Origin of the sequence: Terrimonas ginsenosidimutans (assembly GCF_022012415.1) — a bacterium.
Taxonomy (GTDB): Bacteria; Bacteroidota; Bacteroidia; order Chitinophagales; family Chitinophagaceae; genus Terrimonas_A; species Terrimonas_A ginsenosidimutans.
This window is the reverse complement of sequence record NZ_JAKLTR010000007.1, coordinates 217,350-242,995: the sequence shown is the minus strand read 5'-3', so window position 1 is coordinate 242,995 and position 25,646 is coordinate 217,350. Positions and strand designations below refer to the sequence as shown.

Sequence of the window (25,646 nt, the reverse complement as noted above, 5' to 3'; positions counted from 1 at the left end):
TAGAATTTATTTTTTAGTTTTTATTCTGATAGTATCTCCTGCTGCCTCACTCTGACATGCATCATTTTTGTAAGTAGCCTACATTTCAACTCTTACACCAAACGTCGGGAACACACCCAGGCCACTGTTGAACACTCTGCCGGTCTGCGGCAGAAAGATCTCAGCATTTATGTTGAATTGATTGTTAATGTTAGCCAGGTCTATAAATGCAGAGAACAGGCCTTTCCTCATCGGTATGGTGTAATCTATACGGATATCAAGGCTGATATAATCCGGAAGCCTTCGGCCATTGATAGCAGTTATCTCCTGTGAATACCGAAGCATGTCCGGGTTGGTCAACACATCTGAATGAACAATGTATTCATCGATAGGCCGGCCCGTACTGTATCTGAATTTTCCGGAAAAAATCCACTTGCTATTGGGTTTATAACTGCCCAACAAGGAAAAATTGTGCGGAATGTTAAAAGTGTAGTCGTATTCACCGAGGCCATTATTATCGTCACGTTTGCTTTCCATGTACGAATAGCTGATCGCTCCATACCATTTTTGAGAAAGCCTTTTGGTAAGACTTACGTCTCCACCATAGGCGTACCCTGTGCCGTTGTTGTTCAGGTAACTTTGAACGCGGTTGGGCTGCACAATCAGATCATCAAATTGCTTATGCCAACCTTCTATCACCAATTTCAGATCATTTGAGAATTGATATTTATAGCCCAGTATATTTTGAAATGTGCGTTCGTTTTTCAGTTTATTGCCCGCACTTTGCCCCGCCACATCAGAATATGCAGCATCCTGGTAATAAATACCCGAAGAGAAATTGATACTTTGTTTATCGCTTAACAAAAGACTACCGCTCAATCGTGGTGACACAGTATGCTGTTCAGTAAAGCCTGTGTAATCGTAGCGGACGCTTGGGTTAAGGGTAAATGCATTTGACACTTTCCAAGAAACAGCCACATAACCAGATCCATTAAATGCATTGTTATCAAACCTTGAATTATAAAGAGCCGGGTCTAAAATTTGATAATACTGCGCTGGGCCAGGCCTTTCGTCGTGACTGCGGAATGTGTAAACGGTATCGGTGCGTTTAAGCGATCTTTCATAATCTAAATTCAACATGGCTGCATCTATACCACCGGTAAAAGTCAGTTTGTTAAACCGTTTGGTATAGATGGAACGATAGCCGACCTCCTGTTGATTGTTTTTTATGCGGCGCAGATCATCTTCAAATCTGCCAGATTTAGGATCGAGTATTACACCTTCAGCATCTAATGATGGGATAAAATCTCCGAAGGCATTATCCACTGTGGATGAGCGGAAGTAGAGTACATTCCTGATATAACTTTTGGCATCAAGCAAAGTCCGCAAATTCAGCCCTACCAGCGTTTTGGTACTTTTGTGATCAAAAAGTATTGTACCCAGGCTGTTATCTTCATTTATGTTATACCCCGATCCAACATCATCAATACCCCTGCTGGGGGTTTCAGGGTTATACATAGCTATAAACGAGAGCTTATTTTTTGCATTGAGCTGTGTGGTGGTTTTAATAAGATAGTCGCCAAAGCCAACGTTTATCGGGTTTTCCATATTCAGAACCCTTTGCAACAACCCAAAGTTCTGATACCTTGCCGATGCGAACAGACTGGTTTTTCTGGAGACGGGCCCATCGGCTATTAAAGTACCTCCCAGCAAGTCGAACTGACCTACAAGCGACCATGTTTCTTTGTTTCCTTCTTTGATGCCAAGCCCAAGATAGGAAGATGATTTTCTTCCGTAAACCGCATCAAATCCTCCGTTCTGGAATTGTACATTGTCGATGATCCGTGGTGCAAAAATGCTAAAACGTCCTCCGTTAGGATCGTTGAATCCCGAGTTAAAGCCTTCCGCTTCCATGTGTGATAGATTGAACATTGGGATATCATCCACCATATATACATTATCCTGTGTTCCCTGTCCCCTTGCTGCAATGGCTGAAAACTGAGCCCCACTGCTTACCACACCCGGCAGGCTGGACAAAGCCCTCATAATATCGCCCTGCGCTCCCGGGTTCCTGAAAATTTCTTCCCTGGAATAAGCGTATGTGGAAACAGGTGTCAGCGGATTATTCTCTCCTTTAAATGATCTTACCACCACTTCATTCAGGCTGGAAGCCGACTCCAACAGCTCTATTTCCGAATAGTAGGTCTTGCCCGGTGTTATAACTACTTCGCTGATATTTTTTGTTTGAAACCCAACAGACGAAATAGTTACAGCATACGTACCAATAGGTAAACCGTTAACAGTAAATACACCTGTAGTATCTGTAGTAGTCCCAAGCTGTGTATTATCTATGTGAATACTAACGCCCATGATGGGTTGCTTGGTAGATTGTGTGATGATTTTTCCTTTGAAACTACCAGTTGTCTGCGCAATGGACAGCATACTGATCATGCAAAAGGAGAGCGTGAGGAGAAGACTATTCGTACTGCTTTTTAATGCCATTTTTCTGATATTTTGTTGACACGAAGTTCAACAGTCATCAGAAGATGGATGTAGCCAAAAGTCGAAATGTTGTAGTTGAAAGGGAAGGGTTTATTGGTTCAGAGGTATATGATCATTTACTGTTGCTCCGCTGTCGATAGCATAGTGCCGGGAATAAAATGTCGTTTGTAACCCTGCAACGACTATCACTGTCTGAAATAATTGCAGTGACGGCCGGGTGGTTCGAGGAGAGTCCTGTAAAGCTATGCACGCGATTATTGTTTGGGGAAGTAGTGCGTTTGCCGGGCATTGGTGGCTTATATAAACCAACTGCAGCCCTGATTTTTGCTGGCGGCCGACCGTTGCGATAGCCGTGTTGGGCCGAAGATATCCGAGCAACGCCTGAAAGTTGCCGCGTTCATTCAGCTAAAGAAAAATATCTCAACCCGAGAAATAAAAATGGCTTGAAAAATATAAATTCCCGGTCGTGAAAAACTCAATTTCCTGCTAACTGGTCACCGTTTCCACTTCCGGCGAATTTTCCGCCGTTGCTGGTATTACGATATGCATTTTGCAGCCATGACCCGGGTGGCTTTCAATGCTGAGTTCGCCATTGAACAACTCTACGCGGTTCGTCATATTTGAAAACCCGATGCCTGCACGTTTCGCAGACGGATCAAAGCCTTTTCCGTCATCTGATATTACTATGCTGATGAATTTATAATACTTACCAATGTGGATCTTTATTGTTTTTGCTTCTGCGTATTTCAGGATATTGTTCAACTGCTCCTGCACGATCCGGTAAAGGTTTAATTTGAGGTCATTGTTAAAATTCTCCGTTTTAAGGCTGTATTCAAACGATGCTTTTATGGAGGTTGTTGCGTGTACCGTGTCAAGCAGGTACTGGATCATCTCTTTTAACGAATAACTTTTAAGCGGGGCTACATATCCGCGGGTAAGTGCCCTGATCTCACGGACCGCTGAGTCGATCAGTTCCATCGGATCTTTTAACTGTTCCGCAACTGATTGTTCGCTTTTCCCGATCGTACTAAGCCGCAGCTTCGCACTGGCAAGGATCTGATTGATATTGTCATGCAGCTCACGCCCGATATGATTCCGTTCCCGCTCCTGCCCTTCGAGTATAGCGAGCGTTACCTTTTTCTGAGCCTGCACTTTTTCGTAGTTCAAATTTCTTTCCAGCCGGCGCAGACTCTGTTCGGCTTTCCTTTGGCTGGAAATATCGCGGCTGAAACAAGCGGTTCCAATGATCCGATCTTCACTATAAATAGGATAAAATGACATTTCCGCCCAGCGGGCCACGGGCTTGCCTAAACGGGTTACTACAGAAAATGATTCGCCGGACAATGCACGGTTGTAATTCGACCGGAACACCTTTGCTATGCTTTCACCGAGTGAAGGCGTAAGCACATCTTCCCCATTTACAGGGCTATGTCCATTGAGTTTATTAAAGAAGCGTTCAAACGCCGTATTACAGGAGATCAGTTTAAGTTCAGCGTCGACGCTCCAGATCAGGTCATCTGTATTATTGATAAGCGCAGCCAGATTCTTGCTCGCAAATTCTTTTTCCTTCGCAATGCGGACCGCATCTGAGACATCCCGTACGACCACCATCCTTGCATCTTTACCCTGCCCCGGGGCGAAATAGGCGGTTGTTTCAACAAAAATGATCTCACCGTTCTTTTTCCGGTGACGAAATTGTCCTTTACGGACATCTGGCTCAGTTTTAACACGGAGAAGGTCAGCCGCGAGTTGGGCCACGTCCTCTTCTGGCCGGATCTCTGTGATCGTCATTTCCAGGAACTCTTTGCGGCTATAGCCATAATGGGCAACAGCCGCCTCGTTCACTTCCAGAAACCTCAGCGTGTTAAAATCGTAGATCCATTTTGGCAGCGGATGCTGATGAAAAATATTATGGACGATCTGTTCAGCCTCCTGTAATCTCGCCTCCAGACCCGAGGCAAGCGTGCCTGCCCGGCGGTTTACGGAGGCGGAGGTCAGTGCAAAACCAAGCCGGTCGGTCTGGTCTGCAAAGACAAAACTGTCGCTGAACGTATCATTCAGTAATGCAGGGTCAGTGGAAGGGTTGATCACCGTGATAAGCAATAGCTCAGGCTGCTCCACCCTTGCTTTTTGCAACGCGTCTTTCAATTGCTTTTCAAGATCAAATGGGTAAATTACCGCACCAATTCCCTGGCGCATAACAGTTTCCCCCAGTCCTGCAAACTGCCCGAATGCCATGATTGAACAATCAGGCGCTATTTGGGAAATAGATTCCCGGATCCCAGCTGTATATGGCAGGTGATCTGCTGTGATCAGCAGTAACTTAAATGACTTCATAGAGGTGGTGGCTCCTGGCTATTTGAACATGATTAATACCGCTAACGCAGAGCCGATTACTGCAATGTCTCCATCAGAGCTGATAAACTTTCGCTGCGATTTGGGCAATATCGTTCAAATATTCGGAACTGCTAAGAGAAAACTATTATTCAGCAGAGATTTTTTCTATGGAAATTCTTTACCTTATCTATATCCGGGAAAACCTTGATAAGGTCGGAGTTCTACAAGGCTGCCTGCGGAAAAAGCAGGATTTAACTTCAGGCCATCCTGACCCTGAGAGCTCTTTACAATAATTTACAAAGTTTACACTTTAATTTACCATACAGCCCCTTCAAGCTGAAAGGAGAAAAGTAGATTCGCTCTATCAAATTTTACCAGATCTGAAAACTAAAAAATGGCTTAAAGGATCTGGTCTATCAGGAGATAAATGTATGTCAACTAAACCTCCAAAAAATATGAAAAAAGTTATTTATGCGCTGATCTTACCGCTGGTCGTGGTAAGCGGACTGGTATTCGCCAATCGCGAAATCAAAAATGAACCTTCTCAAGAATCAACCCCAAAGCCACTCCCTGCTGAAGAAAAGAAAACCGCATTGAGCAATTGGGAGGCTACACCGGAGGGTATAAAGTACACAAAATGGACAGAATCTCCCGAAGGTAAAAAAGTGCTCGCCGGTGCTGCTAAAATAAAGAGCAATACCGATATGGAGGCGGTCATAACTTCTCTTTCTCTTCCTCCGGGATCACGATTGGGTTTCGGTGTGATGGCCAGGATTGATGGTGTCGATTATATTGTAAAATTTGACGTGGAGAAGTCTCAATTGGAGCAGTTGCAGAGCTTGAAAGTTAATGACAAAATCATTCTGAGAAGCCGTGGTGTATCGCACGCACCTAAGTATGCATATCCAATAGTATCGGGCGAATATGTTGAACGGGATGGTAAAATGATTTATAAACGTATCCCTCCGAAAGATGGTTGCTGAGTGAGTAAACGATGAAATATGCTCACGCATATGTTTTGTTCCTGATGTTCTTCTCTTGTAAAAAAAATGTACCTTCTTCCCTACACGCAATGAACCTAATTAAAGTCAAGAGTTGTGCGTATGTTTCCGGCTACGCACAACCCTTGACTGTTGTTAGGTTCAATATAGGTGTGAGCAGGGTCTCTCTTAACAGAAACGGCTACCGTTGCACTATCTCAAAAAATCGAAATCATGGTTTCGTTGGAATGCGGCAAATGATCTAGGCATGGTTGATCTTCACCTCCCATACTTCCCCTTTTTTCTGAATTCATCCCCACCGATATAACTACTTATTTGTAAATTTGATGGCTTTAAAGATTGATTAATACATTTTTACGCCATATCAGATCACCTTCTCGGGCTTCAGTTTTCAAAGATTTCTTTATGAAGAAATTATTTCAGTGGGCTTATATCGCACCGGTTACTGCATGGATCTTTTACCTGTTCGCGCCAATCGGCAGCGGTACAGTAATAAATTTGCTGGCCATCATTGCTTTAATGATCGGCGTGTTATCTGCGGTCCATCATGCTGAAGTGGTGGCACACAAGGTAGGCGAGCCGTACGGCACTATTATCCTGGCAGTAGCCGTAACCGTGTTAGAAGCTTCTATCATTGTTTCGCTTATGTTAACAGGTGGTCCCGGCGCCGAAACGTATGCCCGGGATACGCTTTTTGCCGCTGTCATGCTTATTTTGAACGGCATTCTCGGCATTAGCATGCTGCTGGGTGCGCTGAAGTTCAGAGAACAGTCTTTTGAAGCAAAAAGTGTTACGATCGCTTTGGTCAGCCTTGTATCCATCCTGGTGCTTTCGTTGATCTTACCAAACTTTACTACAAGTATCTCGGGGCCTACTTATAGTGGTCCACAGCTGATTGCAGTCGCCTGTAGTTGTGTAGTGATATATGCCTCTTTTTTATTTACCCAAACGGTACGTCATCGCAGCTATTTCCTGGCGGAAACCACCGGAGAAGAAAAAGCTGTTACACGAACAGACGCTGTAATCAGCCTGGTGTTATTGGTTGTTTGTTTAGGGGTGGTGATCTTATTGGCTAAAAGCCTTTCACCGGTGATCGAAAACGGAGTGGTCGGGGCCGGTTTGCCGACATCCCTGGTGGGTGTAGCCATTGCGGCGGTGATCTTATTACCCGAAGGCATAGCCGCTATCCGGGCTGCCAAGCGTAATCAGTACCAGACCAGCATTAACCTCGCTTTGGGTTCGGCGCTCGCCAGTATCGGACTTAGCATTCCTACCGTAGCCATCATTTGTACAGTACTGGATCTGCCGCTTGTTCTTGGCCTGGACCAGAAATCGATGATCTTGCTCGGACTTTCTGTTTTTACTGTAATGCTTTCCTTGAACAAAGGACGAACGAACGGCTTGTATGCAATGGTGCTGCTGGTGAATTTAATGATGTACATCTTTACTATCATTTTTGCATAGAGGAAGAGATGCTGCGTTATATTTAGAAACTTCCCTCCCCCACGATTGAAATCGTGGGCTATTGCGCAGCCTTCCACATTGCAGGCGATAAAAACGCATGCTCTATAAATTCAGCCTATGGCAGGGGCTGCGTCCAAACCCCAGCCCACGATTTCAATCGTGGGCGGACAATCGCGGAATACATCTGAACTATAAAAACGGGATCGAACATTCCCTCCCCCACGATTGAAATCGTAGGCTATTGCGCAACCTTCCACATTGCAGGCGATAAAACGCATGCTCCATGAATTCAGCATATGACAGGGGCTGCCGTCCAAACCCGAGCCCACGATTTCAATCGTGGGCGGACAATCGCGGAATGCATCTGCACTATAAAAACACGATCGAACATTCCCTCCCCCACGATTGAAATCGTGGGCTATTGCGCAACCTTCCACATTGCAGGCGATAAAAACGCATGCTCTATAAATTCAGCCTATGGCAGGGGCTGCGTCCAAACCCCAGCCCACGATTTCAATCGTGGGCGGACAATAGCGGAACGCATCTGAACTATAAAACACGATCGAACATTCCCTCCCCCACGATTGAAATCGTGGGCTATTGCGCAACCTTCCACATTGCAGGCGATAAAACGCATGCTCCATGAATTCAGCATATGACAGGGGCTGCCGTCCAAACCCGAGCCCACGATTTCAATCGTGGGCGGACAATAGCGGAACGCATCTGAACTATAAAACACGATCGAACATTCCCTCCCCCAAGATTGAAATCGTGGGCTATTGCGCAACCTCCCACATTGCAGGTCATAAAAACGCATGTTCCATGAATTCAGCATATGACAGGGGGTGCCGTCCAAACCCCAGCCCACGATTTCAATCGTGGGCGGACAATAGCGGAACGCATCTGAACTATAAAACACGATCGAACATTCCCTCCCCCACGATTGAAATCGTGGGCTATGCGCAATCTCCCACATTGCAGGCCATAAAAAACGCATGCACCATGAATAATTCAGCATATGGCAACGGCCTCCCTCCGAAGCTTCCAAAACAAAAGGCGCCTTCCCTTCGGAAGACGCCGTCTTAAATAATGTATGTAGTTCCACCCTATCTCTCCTACTGCTTCATCACCTTCATACGCTGATCCCCAAACTTCACAATATACATCCCCGGTGCCAGCATACTGATATCCGCATCCAACTGCACCGTTCCTGCCGATACGGACTGTACCAATACCTTCCTTCCGGAAAGATTGTACAATTCAACAGCATCCTGCCCTGAAGCCGCTTGCGGCAACAAGATATGCAGCGTGGATCTTGCAGGATTGGGAGATAACTGCATCACACGGGCCTGCGCATTAAATGACAGCAACCGTGTTTGCGAATAGGTCGCATGGCCATCGAGATCCACCTGCGCCAACCGGTAATAGTTCTGTCCCGTAAGCGGCGCCGCATCCGTAAACCGGTAATCCTGGCGAATGCTGGTAGTTCCGTTACCCTGTACGCGACCGATCGTGGTAAAGTTTCTTCCGTCAGCAGACCGCTCGATATCAAAATGATCATTATTCAATTCCGATGCGGTGACCCATTGCAACAGCGAAGTGCCGCTGACCGCTTTCACCGTAAATGATTGCAAGGTGACCGGGAGTACTATGTTGGATCTCGTGATAAAGAAATTACTGAAATCACTGATCACCACTTCAAGATAGTAACCCGTGATCACGGTCGCATTATCAACGGTGGTTTCAAAGGTTCCCCATCCGCTGGGCTGTATGTTTTGATCACCGGAGGAAATCGTATATGAAGCAGGTACAACACCCGTGGATGGTTGCTTGATCACCATCAGATCTCCCGGGTCCTGTATAGACGCATCCTGCGCTTTCAGTGCATCGAACTGTTCTTTGGTGAAGATCAGTCGCACACGAATGGAAGCGTTTGCCGGATGATTGGTTACGTTAATGGTATAATTGCGGTTAAGGTAAGGCCTGCCTGCCGTGTTTATCCGTATTGCGCCAACATGATCATACGCACTTGTGCTGACCGTCCCTAAAGGATAGTCATCTTTAATGGAAACAAGAGGCGTGTAATAGAATCCGTCGTATGAAATCCCCCGGAAACCAGTCCATGCCTGGCTGGAACCTGCCATGAGCTGCGGATCGGCAATAGTACTTGCAGATACGCCCTGCCTGATGGGCCGCAGGATTTGTGCCGGCGGTTGATAAGCCGGATTCAGCAGGCTGTCTAAATGCCGCATATAGACATTGTAGCCAGTATAGCCAGCATCGGTTTTCCTGGAGTCAAACCAAACAGCCACACCCGTCCCGTCTTTATCCATATAGATATAAGGTGCTGATGGGTCGGTCCAACTACGGTCCCACCTTCCCGTGTTCAGCGGAGTACCTGTAGCCCCCCACCACAACTTTCCGCGATCGCCGATAGGACTTGCCTGTATAGCTCGTTGAGATTTGCCATAATAAAAAACAGCATTGCCTGCGCCATCACCGGCAATACCGGGGGTGGGTATATAAACGCTGTTGCTGGTAGATTGACCAGTACCGATCAGTAGGCCATTAGGTTGATCGGTATTGATTTTTACAGCAAAGGAATCGGCCGTCATCCGGCTCAATTTTATTTCCTGGTAGAAAATAGAATCATTACTCTGAGTATTATGTCCCAGAACAGGCAACGGCGCAGTAGCCAGGAAAGCCCTGTTACCCGAACCGGTAAAAGTAAAATCATAAAAATAGTTGGAACCAGGCACAGCGATCAGGGTGTCTAATTCTCCTGATCCCTGGTTGAGTTTGTTTAATCCGTCGGGCGGACGAGGATTATAGACTAAATTAGGATAAAGCGTGTCTGTTGTCAACTGATAGGGTAAACTGTCGTATTTCTCTAACGCTAACGAATATCCCTTTGTCACAAAGTCGGTAATTTTATTATTGACATAATTGCGTTCATTCCAGGTTACCAGCATCGCATTGATATTTCCGTCAGTAGGCAGCACAGTGGCCAATACTCGGTCTATATCATAAATAGGCGCTTTCAGCGCAGCATAGCCCACACTTCCCACGTAAAAATTGGTGTATTCTACCAGGCGTATGTCTGGTTCCTGCCCGGGTGGAACCGGGTAATTGAGAATGATATTGCAACTTACGTTCGAGTGGTGTTGACTGAAAGAATAAAGTCTCACCACGGAATCTTGTCTATAAAAATATTCATGTCTTTCCGGAGTTACGTCACCGTTGCTGCCGTCAGGATAAATGATCGCGCTGGGTGATTCCCCCCATATATCTTTTGTTACGTGAGAATTTGATTTCACCCGGGCGAGCCTGTTATAAGCGGGAAAAACTTTTTCTGAACCGATCGATTGGGCCATGATAACGCCACAACCGTCTTGCAGGTCGGGGAAAATAATAAAGGATTTGGCTGTGCCGGCATTGGTATAATTGATCGTATAACGCTTTCCGCATGATGCATCGCTGATCTCCTGGGTGGCATATTGGTTCATAATCCCGCCGCCATACCTTTTAAGGGTTCCCCCTTCGTCTTTGTAGCAGTACACATACACATGATTGGCCGGGTCTCTTACATAATATCCTATAAAGAAACCTCCTCTGCCATCGGCAATAAGCTGTGGCTGTGCATAGTAAGGGTCGGTGGTTGCTGTATGAACGGCGACAGGATACCCCTCGGCAGCAAACGCCCGGGTACCGTCGTTTTTGATGTGCTGCACGTACACATCATTATGATTTGAGGTAGTGAATGCAATGTAAAAGCCTCCCGCAGCATCCGTTGCCGCATGGCCTACATTGCGATAATTGTAAACACTGGTCTGGGCATTCGCAATGTAGGAATACACCTGACCATCAGTTCCGGTGGCGACGGGTACGCCGTTTTCCGCCCAGAGCCGATGGCCATTCTTATCATATTTCTGGGCATAGATATCGGTATTTCCGGCTCGGTTATCTTCCCATATCACCACATAACCGCCATCCGGTTCGCTTTTGAGTACCAACGGATTTTTTTGATCATTCGCCATTTGCACCACAGGCATATCCAGCGAGTCATAGAACTGGTTGGTGGTATTGCTCCACTGGGCGTCGGCACTGATGAACCAGGTAATCAGCACGGTAAGAAGTAGAATTCTTTTCATGACAGAAAGTTGTGATAATTTAGAGATGGTAAACAAGGTAGTGGAGGGCGAACTGATCTGGCCGGTGACTGAGTGGGCGACACCTCAGCGGGGCTGAGTGAAGGTTTGGTTGTGTAAAGAAAACGGAAGTGTCATGTAAAGGATCGCTCACACAAAATCAGGACCTGTTCATCCTATAAAATGAACATCCCGCAAGGTTAGACAGGTTTGGAGGGTGTTTTGAAATAGATTTGTATTGATGTCATGAAGTGAGAAAGGTCTTGACCTGTACTTGCGTAGGTTCCCGCAGATAACGCAGATTTTACGCTTGAAATAACGGAAACAAGATATTGCCTCGGAGTATCTATCAGGTTGGGAGCGCAGATAACGCAGATCAGAGGCTGATAGCGGAATATTATCTGCGAAATCTGTGACACCCAATAGCTACATGATCGAACATCAAAGATATTTTCTTGAGAAAGAATAATTGAATCTGCGTAATCAGCGGGAACCTACGCCAGACAGGGTTAAAAGTCCGAATTGAACGAAACGATATGTATTTGTATTGATAATAATGAATTTATGATCCTAAGGTATACGGCCGCCTTTTTACTTTTTTGTTTAAGCTTGAACGTCACGCAGGCACAGGAGCCAGAATTGGATTCCCTTATAAAAGCAGAAGGACAGTATTTGAAAGAAGATACTATCCGCGTGAAACTACTGAATGATATCGCTTTTTTCCAGCAGTACGTGGATCCGGCGAAAGGGTTGCTCTATGCAGAAAAGGCTATCGCGCTAGCGACAAAGATCAAAGACGATCCGGGCCTCGCGAGAGCTTATTACGTAATGGGCGTGGATTATCTCCGGTCCGACCAGGTATCAAAAACCCTGGAGTATCTCCAGAAAGCCGCAAAAATGTATGAAGCCCAGAACAGGCCCGTTGACCTGGCCCGCGTGTATAACACGATCGGCGCAGCCTACCTTCCCCACAACGAACACTATAAAGATGCCCTGCTTTATTTAGACAAGGCGATTGTCATCTTTAAAGCCCAGGGTGATAAACAATACCTTCCCAGTTCTATCCTGAACAAGGCGCTTGTTTATAAGCGAATGGACAGCGTTGGTCCCGCGATCCGGCATTTCAATGAAGTCCTCGCATTATTCCAGCAGTATATGCCGGCAAACAAACAACTGGAAGCCCGTATCTACAGCGGCCTTGGTGACGCCTATATCGAGTTCTCCGAAGAGAAACTCAGGGCTATCGGGTTTACCGGGCAGAAATACGATTCAGCCGTGTATTATGTACAGAAGGCGCTTGCCGTATTCAATGAACTGGGCAGTGAAGATGGAAAAACAGCCAATTACAGGCGACTCGGTTCCGTCTATCTCGCACAGAAAAAATATCCCCTTGCCTTGCAGAATGCCTTTATGGCTAAGCAGATTGCCGAAGAGGGCGGGTTCCTGGCAATGGAAGCGGATGCGATCACGGTCATCTCTGAAATTTATGCTGCCACCGGGCGTTACGACAGCGCTTTCGCCTATCTCAAAAAATACTCTGTACTGAATGATAGCCTCTTAAATGATGAAAAGGAACGGGAACTTATCCAGAACGAGATGCAGTACAATTTTGACAAAAAGGAAGACTCGCTGCATTTTCAAAATGAATTATTAAGCCAGAGCAATACGCTGAACAAATTGCAGCTCCGCCAGCAATGGTTGTACAGTGGCGGCGCATTGGTTCTGTTACTCGGCCTGGGTGGCTTTCTCTATTACCGTAACCGCAACAAACAGGTGAAACTTGTACTTCAACTGGAAAAAGAACGCGCTGAACAAAAGCAGCGGGAATCAGAATTTGAACGCAAGGTCAGCGATGCGGCACTGCACTCACTCCGGTCGCAGATGAATCCGCATTTTATTTTCAACTGTCTTAATTCCATTAAGCTTTATGCCGTAGAAAATAACCAGGAAGCTGCAACCAGCTACCTGGGTAAGTTCTCCCGGTTGATGCGGCTGGTGCTCGAGAATTCCAAAAGCGATCGTATTACCCTGCAGCAGGAAGTGGAAACCTTACGACTGTACATCGAGATGGAAGCCATGCGTTTCAAGGAAAAACTGCATTACAAAATAGACCTGGCAGATAACATGGATATGGATTATATTGAAATCCCGCCCATGCTGATCCAGCCTTATGTGGAAAATGCGATATGGCATGGATTGATGCCAAAAGAAGATGGAGGCATACTCCTGGTGAGTTTCCGGTGCGAGGAGAATAATTTGAAGATAACGGTAACGGATAACGGTGTGGGCAGGGCAAGAGCGGCTGAACTGAAAAGCAGCTCGGCAACAGCGCACAGATCTTTCGGCATGAGCATTACCCATGAACGCATTGAACTGATCAACCAGATGCACAACACCAATATGTCGGTCATCATAAATGATCTGCAGGACGACAAGGGCAATGCCGCAGGAACCGAAGTAATCATTGATATTCCCATTGAATAAGCTATGAACAACACTATCAGAACGATCATTCTCGACGACGAGCCGGACAGTGTGCGGTTGACGCGGTTGAATATTGAACAGCACTTTCCGCAACTGAACATCGTCGGTGCCTTCACCAGCCCTCAGAAAGCATTGCAGGAGATCCCATCGCTTCAACCCGACCTGCTTTTCCTGGATATTGAGATGCCCGTCATAAACGGGTTCGACCTGCTGGAGAAATTAATGCCTGTTGAATTCGCGGTAGTCTTTGTAACCGCCTACAATGATTTCGCCATAAAGGCTTTCAGATTCAATGCGCTGGATTATCTGGTAAAGCCTGTCAGCATCGAAGAGCTAAGGGAAGTGGTGGCCAAAGTGGAAAAGCATCACCATATCCAGGCAGATCAGCTACAGGTGCTGCAGCAACAGTTCAAAAAAGGCAATATTACCAAGATCGCCATACCCAGTCAGACCGGTGTGACGTTTATCGATCTCAAAGACATTGTATTCGTTGAAGCCAAAAGTAATTATGCTGACCTGGTACTGGCGGATAAACGGAGGATCCTGATCTCAAAAACGTTGAAAGATATCCAGTTCGTGCTGGAGCAACAGCAGTTCCTTCGTATCCATCGCCAGTATATCATCAACCTCAATGAAGTAAAACATTTTAACCGGAATGAAAGCCTGCTGACAATGACCACCGGCGATGTGCTGCCCGTTTCCCGTTTGCAAAAAGATAAGCTGATAGAGCAATATGGGTGGTTGTAAAAAACTGACGCTTTAGGCTGTTTTAAAGAAATAGCGGCAAGCCAGGCTTTTCATACAGCAATTCAGCACAATTTATGGTAGCCCGATTCTTTGTGATCATCTAATGTCATTCGCTGTTCTATCGGTACAGTAAGCGACCGGACGGCTATCTCCACTGCAGATGTGAATACACGAAACTGGGTCCATGTTGCTGTTTCATGGAAGCAGTCAACCGGCGAAGTCTGAATGTATATCAACGGGACCGACCAGGGAACTTTTGCTACAGCCTCCACCGCCGTCAGATCTGCCCCGCCGAGGATCACAATCGGATCGCTTCAATACAATACACAGTTTTATACAGGGTCAATTGATCAAGTAAGAATATGGAATGTCGTCAGAACGCAGGTCCAGATCCAGGCGAGCATCAACAATGAACTGAGGCCGGCCAACGAATCTTCACTGGTGCTTATTATACGTTCGACCAGGCTCTTTCCGATTTTGAGTGACGCGATCCTTTAATCCAAGCTGCTTACCAAGTTGTTATTCCATCTTCGTTTTTCTGCACGGCTCATTCCGTCTCAGACCCACCCGTTACTTTTCTTGAACGGCAGCACTTTCCATCCTGACCAGCCTTTCAATCCTCGGCAACTGGAACCATTTTTTTGCATGAGGCCGGATCAATTTTAACGCAGCCTCGGGTCCCCAGGTGCCTGCCGGGTAAAACAGCAACTTCTTCGATGGGTTCTTCTTCCACGCATCAAGGATGGGCATCACCACTTTCCAGGCGGCTTCTACCTGGTCGGCTCTCATAAATAAAGTCGGGTCGCCTTCGAGGACGTCCAGCAGTAGCGCCTCATATGCCTCGGGAAGAGATCCTGTATAGGCGTCTTTGTACATGAAATCCATATCAACCGGCTGCAATTTCATTTCCAGACCGGGTACCTTATTTTCAAACAGAAGGCTTATCTCAAGTTCCGGCTGTATGCTGATCACTAACCGGTTTGGCACCGTATCGTCCTTGAATATTTTATTGGGTGAATTCTTGAACTGTATCACAATGACCGATACCTGCCGGGGCAAAGCTTTTCCTGTTGCAATAAAGAACGGAACTCCGCGCCAGCGTTTATTGTCGATAAACAGTTTTGCTGTCACAAAAGTTTCAGTGGATGAATCCGGCAGTACCTGTGCTTCTTTACGATAGCCGGGAACAGGTTGATTATTGACGGTGCCTTCGGTATACTGGGCACGGATCACATTTTTGAACACATCTCTACTGGTGAAAGGTCTGATATATTTCAGCACTTTGGTCTTGGCATCCCGTATCAACTCCGCTTTGTAAGCCCCGGGGCAATCCATTGCAACAATGCATAATAATTGAAGCAAGTGATTTTGTATCATATCCCTGAGTGCTCCGCTGCTGTCATAATAGCCTCCCCGCTTGCCTACTCCCACCTGCTCCGCCAGGCTGATCTGAACATGATCGATATACTTATTATTCCAAAGAGGCTCAAACACGTTATTCGCGAAACGAAACGCCAGAATGTTTTGCACCGTCTCCTTCCCCAGGTAATGATCTATCCGGTAAAGTTGTTTTTCAGTAAATCTCTTCAGCAAGAAAAGATTGAGTTTTTTTGCCGAATCAAGGTCGGTCCCAAAAGGTTTTTCTATTACGATCCGGTCCTGCTTATCCTTATTACAAGCGGTATACTGGTACAATCCGTCTGCGATCACCTCGATAAACCGGGGGGCCGTTGCGAGATAGAAGATCCGGATACTTCGCTGGCTGTTCTGCTTGTCAAAGTCGACCAGCTTCTCTTTCAGGTTCTGAAATGTGGTCGTTTCCTGGAAATCTCCCTTCATGTAAATGATCTTTGAAGAGAAGGCCTTCCATTTAACAGGGTCTGCCTGCCCGCTACGGCTGAATTCATTGATGCCCTCCAGGAGATCTGTTTTGAACGCGGCACTTTCTGTTTCCAAAAAATCTATGCAGAAGATGGAAAACAAAGGTGGCAGGTGATTTTCGATATACAAATTATAAAGGGCCGGGATAAGTTTCCGCCTGGTAAGGTCTCCCTTTGCTCCAAATATTGTTACTGCAACCGGAAGTTCGTTTTTTTTCTGCGCCATGCTTTGATTTATTTATGATTTAGGTCGGAGTTTTCGTCGAAAACGACTCGCCTGATCTGGTCTTTAAAACTAGGAAATTTCAAACTAATAATTTATATCAGAAGATTATATTGCCAGGACCTTTTAATGGCGGGGTAAAAATTGGCTTCAGGGAAGCAATCCGCCTGCGAGTTTTATCGCTGTGGGGCTTTCATGTCGCCAAGCGGCTAAGGTTTCGAAATCCACAACCTGGCATTTGGACAGGAAAATGTAGTGTGATGGACAATAGACATGTATTGCCTCAGTTGAAAACAAATTGCATAACATGGAGATCGGGTACGATCCTCGCAAGCCTGTCGTGGTGCCCGATGATGGGCAATGATAAACCACAGGCAATGACAGCTATTGACACCAGTTTAAACCCCATCCCGGTCTATTTCACTTTGGTAAAGACCACATTCTTTATCCTGTCACCATCAAGGCTGACAGATGAAGAAATACCATTCTTGCAGTTAAACCTGATCACATAATTATTCACCAGCATCATGACGGGTGTGATCAGCAACCCTGTAGTGCTATCAGCACGGCCGATCTTAACAGAATAATTTTTATCTGCTGTATAGCCTATACTCATCTTTGTATCTGTCTCATCATTCAGATATTCGCCATTCAAACACGCAGGATCAAACCCGCTCCAGTTCGCAGTGACCTTTCGCAAAGTGTAAGGCGCGTGCGTTGTGTAATAGGCCGTGAGCTGCAATTCTCCATCATCGCTTCTTGTAAACTCCTGCTTAAAGGCTGTGTCTTTGCGCTGATGAAAGATATTATCCTGCTCGCGTTCCAGCTCAATATCATTTCGTCCGATCCGTTTCAGGAATAATTTTCCATTTTGCTTTTCCAGCAGGAAGGAAAAGTTTTCAGGAGTAAGATAAACACCTGTGATCTCTTCTTCCGCAACGTAGGGCCCGGCCTGCACGGGTCGTACCGCAAATGCGCCCGGCTTATTGTTCAGGCCGAGCATGAGGTCTGCCATCTGACGGGTTTGCATAGAAGGGATGGACTTTCCGGTATTCGTCATGGTGATCATTGATAGTTTTGCAGAAGGAAAACGCAGGACCGTCGCCTTCCACGCGCCCGTAGCACCTTCATGAAACAGGTAAGACAAGCCTTTATATTTTCCCGCTTCAAGACCAAAACCATAATTTGTCCACTGGCTACCCCGGATACTTTGCTGGCTTTTTATCAGAATGCGCTTGCTGATTGAAGAAGTCCCCTTCCCCTGCAGCAGTTTTTCCCACTGTAGCTGGTCTTCCAGCGTAGAGAACAGGTTGCCATCACCGCACACATCCCATTTCCAATCATAGGTAGTCCATTCGTTGAAATTGAAATAGGCCCGTGCCACAGGTCCGCGGATATAGCGGTGATCATTTTCAAAAGAAGTGTTTGGCATATGCAGGTCACGGAACAGCTGATCCGTAAACTCAACGAATGACCGGCCTGATGCTTTTTCGACGATCATGGCCAGCAGGATATAATTGCTGTTACTGTAGAGATATTTCGAGCCGGGTTTAAAGTTCAGATCCTGCTGCCGCATCAGCAGATCAAGTGCATCTGTATTCCGGAAAGATTGCTTCCACCAGGTTACGCCTTGCAATGACCAGAGATCGTATACATCGCGGATGCCGCTGGTATGATTGAGCAGGTCTGCAACAGTTATTTTCGACTTTACAGAAGACAGAAAGCCCGGCAGGAATTTTCTGATATCATCCCTGAGATTCATCTTTTTCTGCGATTCCAGCAACAATACGGCAAGAGCGGTAAATTGTTTTCCGTTCGATGCAATATTGAACCTGGAACCCGGGCCGATCAGGCTGCTATCGGTAAAACTGGCAAAGCCTCCGTATTTTTTATACACCACTTCGCCATCAAGGATGATGGCAGTGGCGATTCCCGGTGCATTGGGAGGCACATCCTGTAGTGCTACGCTATCCAATTGTTTTAGGAGGGATAAAGAAAGTATTGACTGCGCTCTAGCGGATTGGGAGAGGATCGAATACAAAACACAGAAGAAGATAAACGCTGGCCTGTAACAAAGTTTCATGCTGAAGATTTTTTGCTAAAATCGCGGGATTGAAACAGTGAACAGTCTCACATCCGGATCTGGCACCTATTTTTGTTGAAGTTTGGCCATGTATTCGCGCGGAGTCAGGCCGGTGCTCTTTTTAAAAACGCGGTTGAAGGTGGATTTGGAATTGAATCCTGCATCAAAGGCCAGCCCGATGATCGTCTGGAGGTCGGCTTCTCCCCTTTCCATTTTTTCCAAAACCGATCTGACGCGGTAGGAATTTACGAAGTCATTATAGTTCATTCCAAAGCCCAGGTTGACCCATTGCGAGGCTTTTTTCGGGTGTATGGCTAGTTTTTCAGCAAGATCGGCGATCGTCAGCACTGGGTTTTCAAACAGCTTTGCCTCATTCATTACCCGGTTGATCCGCTCCTTCCATAAGGCCAGTTCTTCCGGATCGATATCCAATACTTTGTCAGGGATCACTGCGGCAGTATCGGAATTGTTCACTTCCGGTTCTGTCTTGATCCCCGGCAACACCCCCTGCAACATGGAACCGCTTGCCCTTGAAAAAATATGCAAGGGCACCCCCTGCCTCACAGAATTTACAAGACCATGAATGGATATATAATAAAACGAGACAGAGAAACAGACATAGTACCAGAATTTCCGGCCAAACTCGCCCCATTCCGGATTAATGATAAAGAATGCAAGCCGCAGACTCAACAGCACCAGTAATGCGGCAATGAACCGTTCTGCCCATTTATACGCAACTGCCTCCGCAAAACTCAGCGAAGCAAATACATAATGCCTGTATCTTCTGTAAATCACAAAGCTGGCGAATAAGTAGACAAACATAGACGCGAAACCCGCGACCTGATACCAGGCTGCAAAATCCTTGTCCCTTCCATCCTCATAAAAATAAGAATGACCAATCACCAGTTCATCGCATATAAAAATCAGCAACGAGTATAAATCATATAAAACAGCAGGGAGGAAATGAAGAAGGTGCCGTTTTTTGATGGTGAAAGACTTATCCAGCAAACTCCGCATATAAAAAAAGAGGACGGGCGGAATCAGGAACAGCTGCTGAAAGGGCATATAAAACAGCAGATGCCTGTAATTTTCCTGCGAATACCATCCGGCATATCCAAGCATGAACGGAGCAATGTAAAGCGCACACAGGAACATGAAGAAGCTTAGCCATCGGTCGGAAGCACTGGAATAGCGGATGCCCTTGACCAACAATAAGCAGGCAAACACCAATGCATGTACAAAGAACATAAGCAGGATGACGCTCTTTTCGTTAAAACTGAACAACATTTGAGTAACAAGTATTGCTGTAAAAATCGGGCTTTCTTCCGGTGTTTGTGCATTTTAACGGCGCGCTCTTTCAATGAGACAAGAAACCGACAGCTTGAATAACCGGAATAAAGCAGGCGTATGCGCCAAAGCTCTTAACGGCGTTCATCGAAAAATGAAAGAAATTCTTATCTCCTTTGGAGGTGAATGTGGTAAAATCCCTGATCTTATTTAACAGGTCAGCTTTATTTGAAATTCAGATTCTAAGAGCTTTAATACTTTTATAAGTTGATCGCCACACAGCTCACGCAATCATTCTGTATCCTTTACCATGTACATTTACAATCTTAACAGACGGGTCAGCGCTTAATCTCTTCCGGAGTTTGGATATTAAAACGTCTACATTGCGCGTGACCACAAAAATACCGTCGTCCTCCCAGATCTCTTTCATCAGCAGGTCCCTTCCAACTACCTGGTTCCGGTTCAATGCAAGTATACTTAGTGCTTTCGCTTCTTTAATGGAAAGCTCAATGGTTTCGCCGCTAAGGCTAAGCATCCCCTTTGATTCGAAGAATAAGAAATTTCCGATCTTTTGATGATCAGCGTCGACCGGATCGGGCTCTATGTTGCCTGGCTGGGATGCGTCGTCCTTTTTCTCTATAAGTTCCCGGGCTGCTGAAAGACGGCTCCCTCTGCGGGCAAAATAAAGCGCTGCAAAAGCTACCGGGATCAATGCAAGCAGAAGCCAGGCGTAGTTAAATGATCTTTTTGCGGGGAATGAAATGTCAATCACATAGCAGCCCGTTTTCAGTTTGCGTCCCCGGCAGGGTCTCAGATCGCCGCTCGCCGTGTTTACTTCATAGGAAAAAACGGTCTGGTTTTGATCGCACTCATTTACACTCACCGTATAATTATCCAGCCTGTCCGTTTTTGCCAGTTGCTGATGCACCACCTTCATTAAAGTATCAGGGGTAAATCCAAAACTATGCTCAAAGGAGATCCGGAAGGTATTTTCATTGACGGTCTTAACAGGCAATACCCTGGACGTGGAATCTTTGGAATGAAGCAGAACCTCGTGCCCGATAGTACGAAGCACAACCTCCAGGTGCTTGTCCGGATGCTCATTTTCCTTTTTTACAAAGGCCATGACAAATACTATCATGGATACTGAAAGGGCAGCGAATAAGGAATATTGCTTCATAATGGCAAAGCTAAACCTGAAACACTAATGTAAACTGATTTTACACAGCATTTACACTGTTTTACAACCTATTTACACTCTTTCCGGCTCAACGGACCGCAAAACGGATAGGTTTGTCCTGTATGAAAAAAATCATTTTAGCGGCCCTTTTCTGCCATTGGCTTGCAACAGTCGCCGCCCAGCCGCAATATTCCAAAGCCGTAAACGAACAGATCGCACGGGTGGAAGCCAATCTTTCGGGAGAAATGGTCATCGACGGTAAACCGTATACCCTTGCCGAAAGGATGAAGCATTACAATGTGGCGGGAGTAAGCGTCGCTGTGATAGACAATTACCAGATCGTGTGGGCCAAAGGGTATGGTTATGCCGACAAAAAAGAAAACCTGAAAGTAACTACCAATACCCTTTTTGAACCCGGATCGATCAGTAAGTCGTTGAACGCCGTTGGCATATTACAATTGGCGCAGCGGGGAAAGATCGATCTATACCAGGACATCAACCAGTACCTGGTCAACTGGGAGAAAAAAGCTTGCCACCGTCTTTGAATCTCCCCTCTTTCACTAACCAAAACGATCTTTTTTCCCGTACCCTTTGAAATCTATTCTATTACGGCGGTCGAAGATGTCGTATTATCGGCCTCCTTTTCACCAATCACGTCCCCGGTGAGCAATTCATACAGAGTTTGAAGACTTTTCATTAATTGAGGTTTATCATCGAGAATTTTCGCCATATCATGATTAATCTGTTGAATTACGATCTTCGACTTGCCATTTACGTTCTTCTTTAAAACAATCAATGTCCCCAGCCGCACTACTCCTTCCTCAAAGCTATCAAGTGAGTCGACAATCTTCTGAGCTGCGGTAGCAAGCTTTTCTGTCTGCTCTGCGCTTGGTAAATCCACATGTTTTAACTCAAGTGCGCTTTTGCCCTTTCTGAAAAGCTTCTCAAATTCTTCCGGCGACACTTCCTTTTTAAACACAAATAATATCTTTTTCCAAAAAGACCTATATATTGGCTCGTCCTCCGTTTTTACCTCAAAGCCGAGCGCCTCCATAAAATCTCCACATGCGTTTGTTATCCGCTCGCCGTCTAACACCGATACCTCTTTTTGCGGAATATAGATTTCAATGTCCGATTCAGGAATAAAGCTCAAACGTATAACACCGACCATTGGCTCTGAATCATCATCGGTATAATCGTGGGAAAATGAATCAAAGTCAAAATCGGGCATTAATTCAGTCTTTACATAATTAATGGTATCCTCTAAAGACTTTAGAAACTTATTAAAGTCTTCTTTGTATACAAAAATCTTATGTCTATCATACCCATCATCGTTGAATCGCTTTCGACTTTCCGTGATAGTAAGGTAGTAGTCATTACTGCGTGTCGCCTTAACATCAAAGAAGTACGAACGTCTTTTGCCCGCACGAATATGCTTGGAATAAATAGAGTTTGCCCCGAAGCTTTCCTTATCATGTGCCATAACGGTTAAATTGAAGATTTGACGCGGTGAGAATCTTGAACTTAAAAGATACTAATTAAAAGTATGAATTACTATATATCGATATTCAAATTAAGTATTCGGTAGGCCGTTGATGAACACAAAAAGCTGGTTGTTCTGGTCAGTTAAATCGTCTACGTTTAGCTCGTTCGCCACAAACTGAGATAGTTCAAACTTACTTTTCCGGATTTTTTTGAATGCCTCATTTCTGCTTACCCAATACCCATCTATAGTTGCAAGTGTCAGCTTTAAAATCTTCCATTTCGGAGCGTTGAGTAAATGATGAACAATATATCCTAGTAAGGTACCGCGATGGTTGAGAGGAGAATAATCCATGAATTTCCCATGTTAAAAGGTTTGGTGGTGAAGATGGTTTCACTAAAATACACTTTTCGGAAGATACATTACCCAAGAAGGTTGGCATCAATTGCTAGTTTTCTAGATTTTGTTCCCAGGCATTGAAGACTTTCTGTTCTTGCTGACTTAAAGTGTCTGCAATGAAATAAATACCTGATACGGCTACCGGCTTTCCTACGCTATATCTTTCCCATTTTCCGTTTCAATCTATAATGGATCATCATACGGATCTTACAATCTAAAAGTTACTTTATCCTTTATAGCAAGAAGGGTGAAAATACCCTTCAAAAATAGGTGCTTTATTTTTGTTGATTTTCAATCCATTTCGCATCTTAGGGCGGGCGACAATATGAAGTGTTGGTCATCCACGCAAAATCCTCTGTATTTTCTTTCCGTTCTGAACTATCGATTACTTGCTCGATCTCCATTGCTAAGGTCACTTAGCAAATAGATTGCCATTCCTCCCGTTAACCAAAAACCACTATACATGAAACAATCTTTCAGAAGATTAGTTATTGCCTCTGCATTAATGGCTGTGTTGTTCGGCTGCGCGAAAAATAATGCTTTAGACGAACCACAAGCTGAAGAAAACATCTCTTTACCTGCCCTAGAAAAAAGCTATCTTTTTATCGGTGCCCTCAATTCTTCAGATGTTTTAAAACAGGAATCAGCTAACAAAAAAACGACGAGGGTTGCTGTAGGCATGCGTGACAATATTAGCCGAAACGTCTTCCGGTATTATCTCTATGAGACCAATGGCAACGGACAGAAAACGAAGGAAGGGTTTATAGCTTCGAAAGAACCCATTGGTTCGATTGATTTACATGGCTTATCCTTCAAACATAACGAGGTTGTTTATGTAAAGCCGTCCACTTTGTCCAGCCAGGTGAGCATCGCATCTAAGATCGTATTTCGTACCAAACCTCCTCAATTGATACACCGCCAGGATGCAGCGTTAACCGATAGTGTGGAAAATGGCCTGCAGGAAGCCCAAGATCTGTCCAGCGGACCAAGTCGTAAATGATGTTCCCGCGATTTGTAGTACAGGAGATGGAACGTCCTACATATGCATCGATTGGTATTGGATTGACTACAATGTTAATACCGGCGAAATCTATAGCGAGACTTTCCTATACTCAGATTGCTATAACGAATGTGATCCGCACGGCGATGGAGGCACTAGCAATAATGGTTGGCCAGAACAGACTGACGAAGAAATAATTGCCGATGCCACCGAAACCGAGACATATTCGACGACTGGATCGGTAAGTTATAGCTCCACTACGGAGAGAAAAATTCGGGAAACATGGTGTATTGTTCAGAATACACACGGAATGTGGATGGTAAATTCAACCGATGATATTGTTGGCCACAATAATGGCACTACCGCCATAGTGTACAGAACAGATCATATCTCATCAGGGATTGTGGGGCAAACCACTTTCAGCAGAGTCGTTAGAGGTGTGCATTCTGTTCCTATCGTTTGGTTAAGCTGGACAGAAAGTTCCAATTCGTCCACCATTGCCGATACGTATAAATCAGCCACCATAACGGTGTCAGGTACATTGAAAAACTTTTTGGTGCCAATTGGAACCTACACCCAAAGTGCTACCTATAATGTTCATTAATCGTCCTATTTTTGCTTATCTATGTATAGAAATATGCCACGTTGTTTATTTAGTTGTCTTTTCTTTTTCGCCTCCTTTGTAAATTGTTCGCATACAAAAAGCAACGGCGCAAAAGAGGATTCTTCTTCAGTATCGCGTTTTCAGGGAACCATCAAGGTGAGTTTTCGAATGTATGAAAACGTAGATTCATCTGGCGAACCGACTCATCCTGTGAAAAAGGAAGCTGGCGACATGCTGAATACCGAACGAACGATGTATATCTATGATAGCTTGTTAGTTGATGTAGATATCGTCAAGAATTTTCATCAAGGCGTTTATACTGGTAATGGAGGCACCAGGTATACATTTTACAATTTGAGGCAAAGGCAGTACATGGTGTTTGATAGCCTGACAGCGGATGCAAAAGCATTGGGAAATAAAAACCATATGGATTCCACGGGTACTTTTTCCAAAGTCCCAGCACACGACCCAGCAAATGGCTTACAGTTGGGTGAACTCAACTATCGCGACACCATTGAGCAAGGCAAAACAATCAGAGTGGCCACAATTCCGATGGCTCTTGACAGAGGTGACGACTATGAGTTTGCACGTCGGCTCAGATTTCAAATGGACCCGACTGTTAAGCATTTCCCGATTCAGTTAAGCTATGTACTGTCCCACTATCAGCAAAATGCGTTCGTCTATAAAATGCAAATGCCAACCCCGAACGGCCAATCAGTGTATGTGACAACATTGGATTATCAGGCTAAGCAATTAGACAAGGCCTTGGTAACAGTCATGCAGAGTTGGCAAAAAAGGTTATCCCTTTCCAACTAAGTATTACAAGTCTAATCTCTATTCAATAA

General features: G+C 45.3%; 17 protein-coding genes. 9 read left to right on the top strand and 8 right to left on the bottom strand.

Annotation, left to right across the window (positions count from 1 at the left end):
- Positions 1-78: 78 nt before the first annotated feature.
- Together LZZ85_RS12970 and LZZ85_RS12965 are read right to left on the bottom strand one after the other, a co-directional pair.
- Positions 79-2,481: a TonB-dependent receptor gene (locus tag LZZ85_RS12970; protein ID WP_237872348.1), complete on the bottom strand. Its 2,403-nt coding sequence runs from the start codon at positions 2,479-2,481 to the stop codon at positions 79-81.
- 486 nt (positions 2,482-2,967) lie between these two features.
- Complete coding sequence (locus LZZ85_RS12965) at positions 2,968-4,818, bottom strand: PAS domain-containing sensor histidine kinase (protein ID WP_237872346.1); 1,851 nt, start codon at positions 4,816-4,818, stop codon at positions 2,968-2,970.
- 455 nt (positions 4,819-5,273) lie between these two features.
- Between LZZ85_RS12965 and LZZ85_RS12960 the strand changes: the two genes are divergently transcribed.
- Together LZZ85_RS12960 and LZZ85_RS12955 are read left to right on the top strand one after the other, a co-directional pair.
- On the top strand, positions 5,274-5,801 hold the full coding sequence (locus tag LZZ85_RS12960) for a hypothetical protein (protein WP_237872344.1): 528 nt from the start codon (positions 5,274-5,276) through the stop codon (positions 5,799-5,801).
- Between the two features lie 423 nt (positions 5,802-6,224).
- Entirely contained in the window at positions 6,225-7,283 is a 1,059-nt protein-coding gene (locus LZZ85_RS12955; protein WP_237872342.1) for a calcium:cation antiporter, read from the top strand.
- 1,115 nt (positions 7,284-8,398) lie between these two features.
- Here LZZ85_RS12955 and LZZ85_RS12950 read toward each other — a convergent pair.
- On the bottom strand, positions 8,399-11,434 hold the full coding sequence (locus tag LZZ85_RS12950) for a T9SS type A sorting domain-containing protein (RefSeq protein ID WP_237872340.1): 3,036 nt from the start codon (positions 11,432-11,434) through the stop codon (positions 8,399-8,401).
- 669 nt (positions 11,435-12,103) lie between these two features.
- Here LZZ85_RS12950 and LZZ85_RS12945 point away from each other — a divergent pair.
- The 3 genes from LZZ85_RS12945 to LZZ85_RS28800 all read left to right on the top strand — a co-directional run bounded on the left by LZZ85_RS12945 (position 12,104) and on the right by LZZ85_RS28800 (position 15,160).
- A complete protein-coding gene (locus tag LZZ85_RS12945; RefSeq protein ID WP_237872338.1) occupies positions 12,104-13,915 on the top strand; it encodes a tetratricopeptide repeat-containing sensor histidine kinase in 1,812 nt (603 codons plus the stop codon).
- Positions 13,916-13,918: 3 nt separating this feature from the next.
- Positions 13,919-14,662 (top strand): LytR/AlgR family response regulator transcription factor, encoded by a 744-nt coding sequence (locus tag LZZ85_RS12940; RefSeq protein WP_237872336.1) that lies wholly within the window; start codon positions 13,919-13,921, stop codon positions 14,660-14,662.
- A gap of 225 nt (positions 14,663-14,887) precedes the next feature.
- Positions 14,888-15,160 (top strand): LamG-like jellyroll fold domain-containing protein, encoded by a 273-nt coding sequence (locus LZZ85_RS28800; protein ID WP_432422767.1) that lies wholly within the window; start codon positions 14,888-14,890, stop codon positions 15,158-15,160.
- A gap of 72 nt (positions 15,161-15,232) precedes the next feature.
- On the opposite strand, the gene zwf is transcribed toward LZZ85_RS28800, so the two are convergent.
- The 4 genes from zwf to LZZ85_RS12920 all read right to left on the bottom strand — a co-directional run bounded on the left by zwf (position 15,233) and on the right by LZZ85_RS12920 (position 21,315).
- Positions 15,233-16,768: a glucose-6-phosphate dehydrogenase gene (gene zwf, locus LZZ85_RS12935; RefSeq protein ID WP_237872334.1), complete on the bottom strand. Its 1,536-nt coding sequence runs from the start codon at positions 16,766-16,768 to the stop codon at positions 15,233-15,235.
- A gap of 412 nt (positions 16,769-17,180) precedes the next feature.
- Complete coding sequence (locus LZZ85_RS12930) at positions 17,181-18,848, bottom strand: serine hydrolase domain-containing protein (RefSeq protein ID WP_237872333.1); 1,668 nt, start codon at positions 18,846-18,848, stop codon at positions 17,181-17,183.
- A 66-nt stretch (positions 18,849-18,914) separates the two neighbouring features.
- Positions 18,915-20,135: a helix-turn-helix domain-containing protein gene (locus LZZ85_RS12925; protein ID WP_237872331.1), complete on the bottom strand. Its 1,221-nt coding sequence runs from the start codon at positions 20,133-20,135 to the stop codon at positions 18,915-18,917.
- A gap of 283 nt (positions 20,136-20,418) precedes the next feature.
- Entirely contained in the window at positions 20,419-21,315 is an 897-nt protein-coding gene (locus tag LZZ85_RS12920) for a winged helix-turn-helix domain-containing protein (RefSeq protein ID WP_237872329.1), read from the bottom strand.
- A 122-nt stretch (positions 21,316-21,437) separates the two neighbouring features.
- Here LZZ85_RS12920 and LZZ85_RS12915 point away from each other — a divergent pair, with 122 nt between their 5' ends.
- Positions 21,438-21,860, top strand: coding sequence for a serine hydrolase domain-containing protein (locus LZZ85_RS12915; protein ID WP_237872327.1), 423 nt, complete (start codon positions 21,438-21,440; stop codon positions 21,858-21,860).
- Between the two features lie 53 nt (positions 21,861-21,913).
- Here LZZ85_RS12915 and LZZ85_RS12910 read toward each other — a convergent pair whose 3' ends face one another.
- A complete protein-coding gene (locus tag LZZ85_RS12910; protein ID WP_237872324.1) occupies positions 21,914-22,798 on the bottom strand; it encodes a DUF3276 family protein in 885 nt (294 codons plus the stop codon).
- Positions 22,799-23,660: 862 nt separating this feature from the next.
- Between LZZ85_RS12910 and LZZ85_RS12905 the strand changes: the two genes are divergently transcribed.
- The 3 genes from LZZ85_RS12905 (at position 23,661) to LZZ85_RS12895 (ending at position 25,617) form a co-directional block, all read left to right on the top strand.
- The gene (locus tag LZZ85_RS12905) at positions 23,661-24,197 is read left to right on the top strand and encodes a hypothetical protein (RefSeq protein ID WP_237872322.1); all 537 of its coding nucleotides are present in this window, start codon (positions 23,661-23,663) and stop codon (positions 24,195-24,197) included.
- A 310-nt stretch (positions 24,198-24,507) separates the two neighbouring features.
- Positions 24,508-24,801 (top strand): hypothetical protein, encoded by a 294-nt coding sequence (locus LZZ85_RS12900; RefSeq protein WP_237872320.1) that lies wholly within the window; start codon positions 24,508-24,510, stop codon positions 24,799-24,801.
- A gap of 33 nt (positions 24,802-24,834) precedes the next feature.
- A complete protein-coding gene (locus tag LZZ85_RS12895) occupies positions 24,835-25,617 on the top strand; it encodes a hypothetical protein (protein ID WP_237872318.1) in 783 nt (260 codons plus the stop codon).
- The last annotated feature ends 29 nt before the right edge of the window (positions 25,618-25,646 follow it).

Excerpts from the sequence above, each read along its gene's own strand:
- LZZ85_RS12915 (WP_237872327.1), top strand. The coding sequence starts at position 21,438 with ATGAAAAAAATCATTTTAGCGGCCCTTTTCTGCCATTGGCTTGCAACA.
- LZZ85_RS12930 (WP_237872333.1), bottom strand. The coding sequence starts at position 18,848 with ATGAAACTTTGTTACAGGCCAGCGTTTATCTTCTTCTGTGTTTTGTAT.
- LZZ85_RS12960 (WP_237872344.1), top strand. The coding sequence starts at position 5,274 with ATGAAAAAAGTTATTTATGCGCTGATCTTACCGCTGGTCGTGGTAAGC.
- LZZ85_RS12905 (WP_237872322.1), top strand. The coding sequence starts at position 23,661 with ATGAAACAATCTTTCAGAAGATTAGTTATTGCCTCTGCATTAATGGCT.
- LZZ85_RS12955 (WP_237872342.1), top strand. The coding sequence starts at position 6,225 with ATGAAGAAATTATTTCAGTGGGCTTATATCGCACCGGTTACTGCATGG.
- LZZ85_RS12970 (WP_237872348.1), bottom strand. The coding sequence starts at position 2,481 with ATGGCATTAAAAAGCAGTACGAATAGTCTTCTCCTCACGCTCTCCTTT.
- LZZ85_RS12900 (WP_237872320.1), top strand. The coding sequence starts at position 24,508 with ATGTGGATGGTAAATTCAACCGATGATATTGTTGGCCACAATAATGGC.
- LZZ85_RS12925 (WP_237872331.1), bottom strand. The coding sequence starts at position 20,135 with ATGTTGTTCAGTTTTAACGAAAAGAGCGTCATCCTGCTTATGTTCTTT.
- LZZ85_RS12920 (WP_237872329.1), bottom strand. The coding sequence starts at position 21,315 with ATGAAGCAATATTCCTTATTCGCTGCCCTTTCAGTATCCATGATAGTA.
- LZZ85_RS28800 (WP_432422767.1), top strand. The coding sequence starts at position 14,888 with ATGTATATCAACGGGACCGACCAGGGAACTTTTGCTACAGCCTCCACC.
- LZZ85_RS12965 (WP_237872346.1), bottom strand. The coding sequence starts at position 4,818 with ATGAAGTCATTTAAGTTACTGCTGATCACAGCAGATCACCTGCCATAT.
- LZZ85_RS12895 (WP_237872318.1), top strand. The coding sequence starts at position 24,835 with ATGCCACGTTGTTTATTTAGTTGTCTTTTCTTTTTCGCCTCCTTTGTA.
- zwf (WP_237872334.1), bottom strand. The coding sequence starts at position 16,768 with ATGGCGCAGAAAAAAAACGAACTTCCGGTTGCAGTAACAATATTTGGA.
- LZZ85_RS12950 (WP_237872340.1), bottom strand. The coding sequence starts at position 11,434 with ATGAAAAGAATTCTACTTCTTACCGTGCTGATTACCTGGTTCATCAGT.
- LZZ85_RS12910 (WP_237872324.1), bottom strand. The coding sequence starts at position 22,798 with ATGGCACATGATAAGGAAAGCTTCGGGGCAAACTCTATTTATTCCAAG.
- LZZ85_RS12940 (WP_237872336.1), top strand. The coding sequence starts at position 13,919 with ATGAACAACACTATCAGAACGATCATTCTCGACGACGAGCCGGACAGT.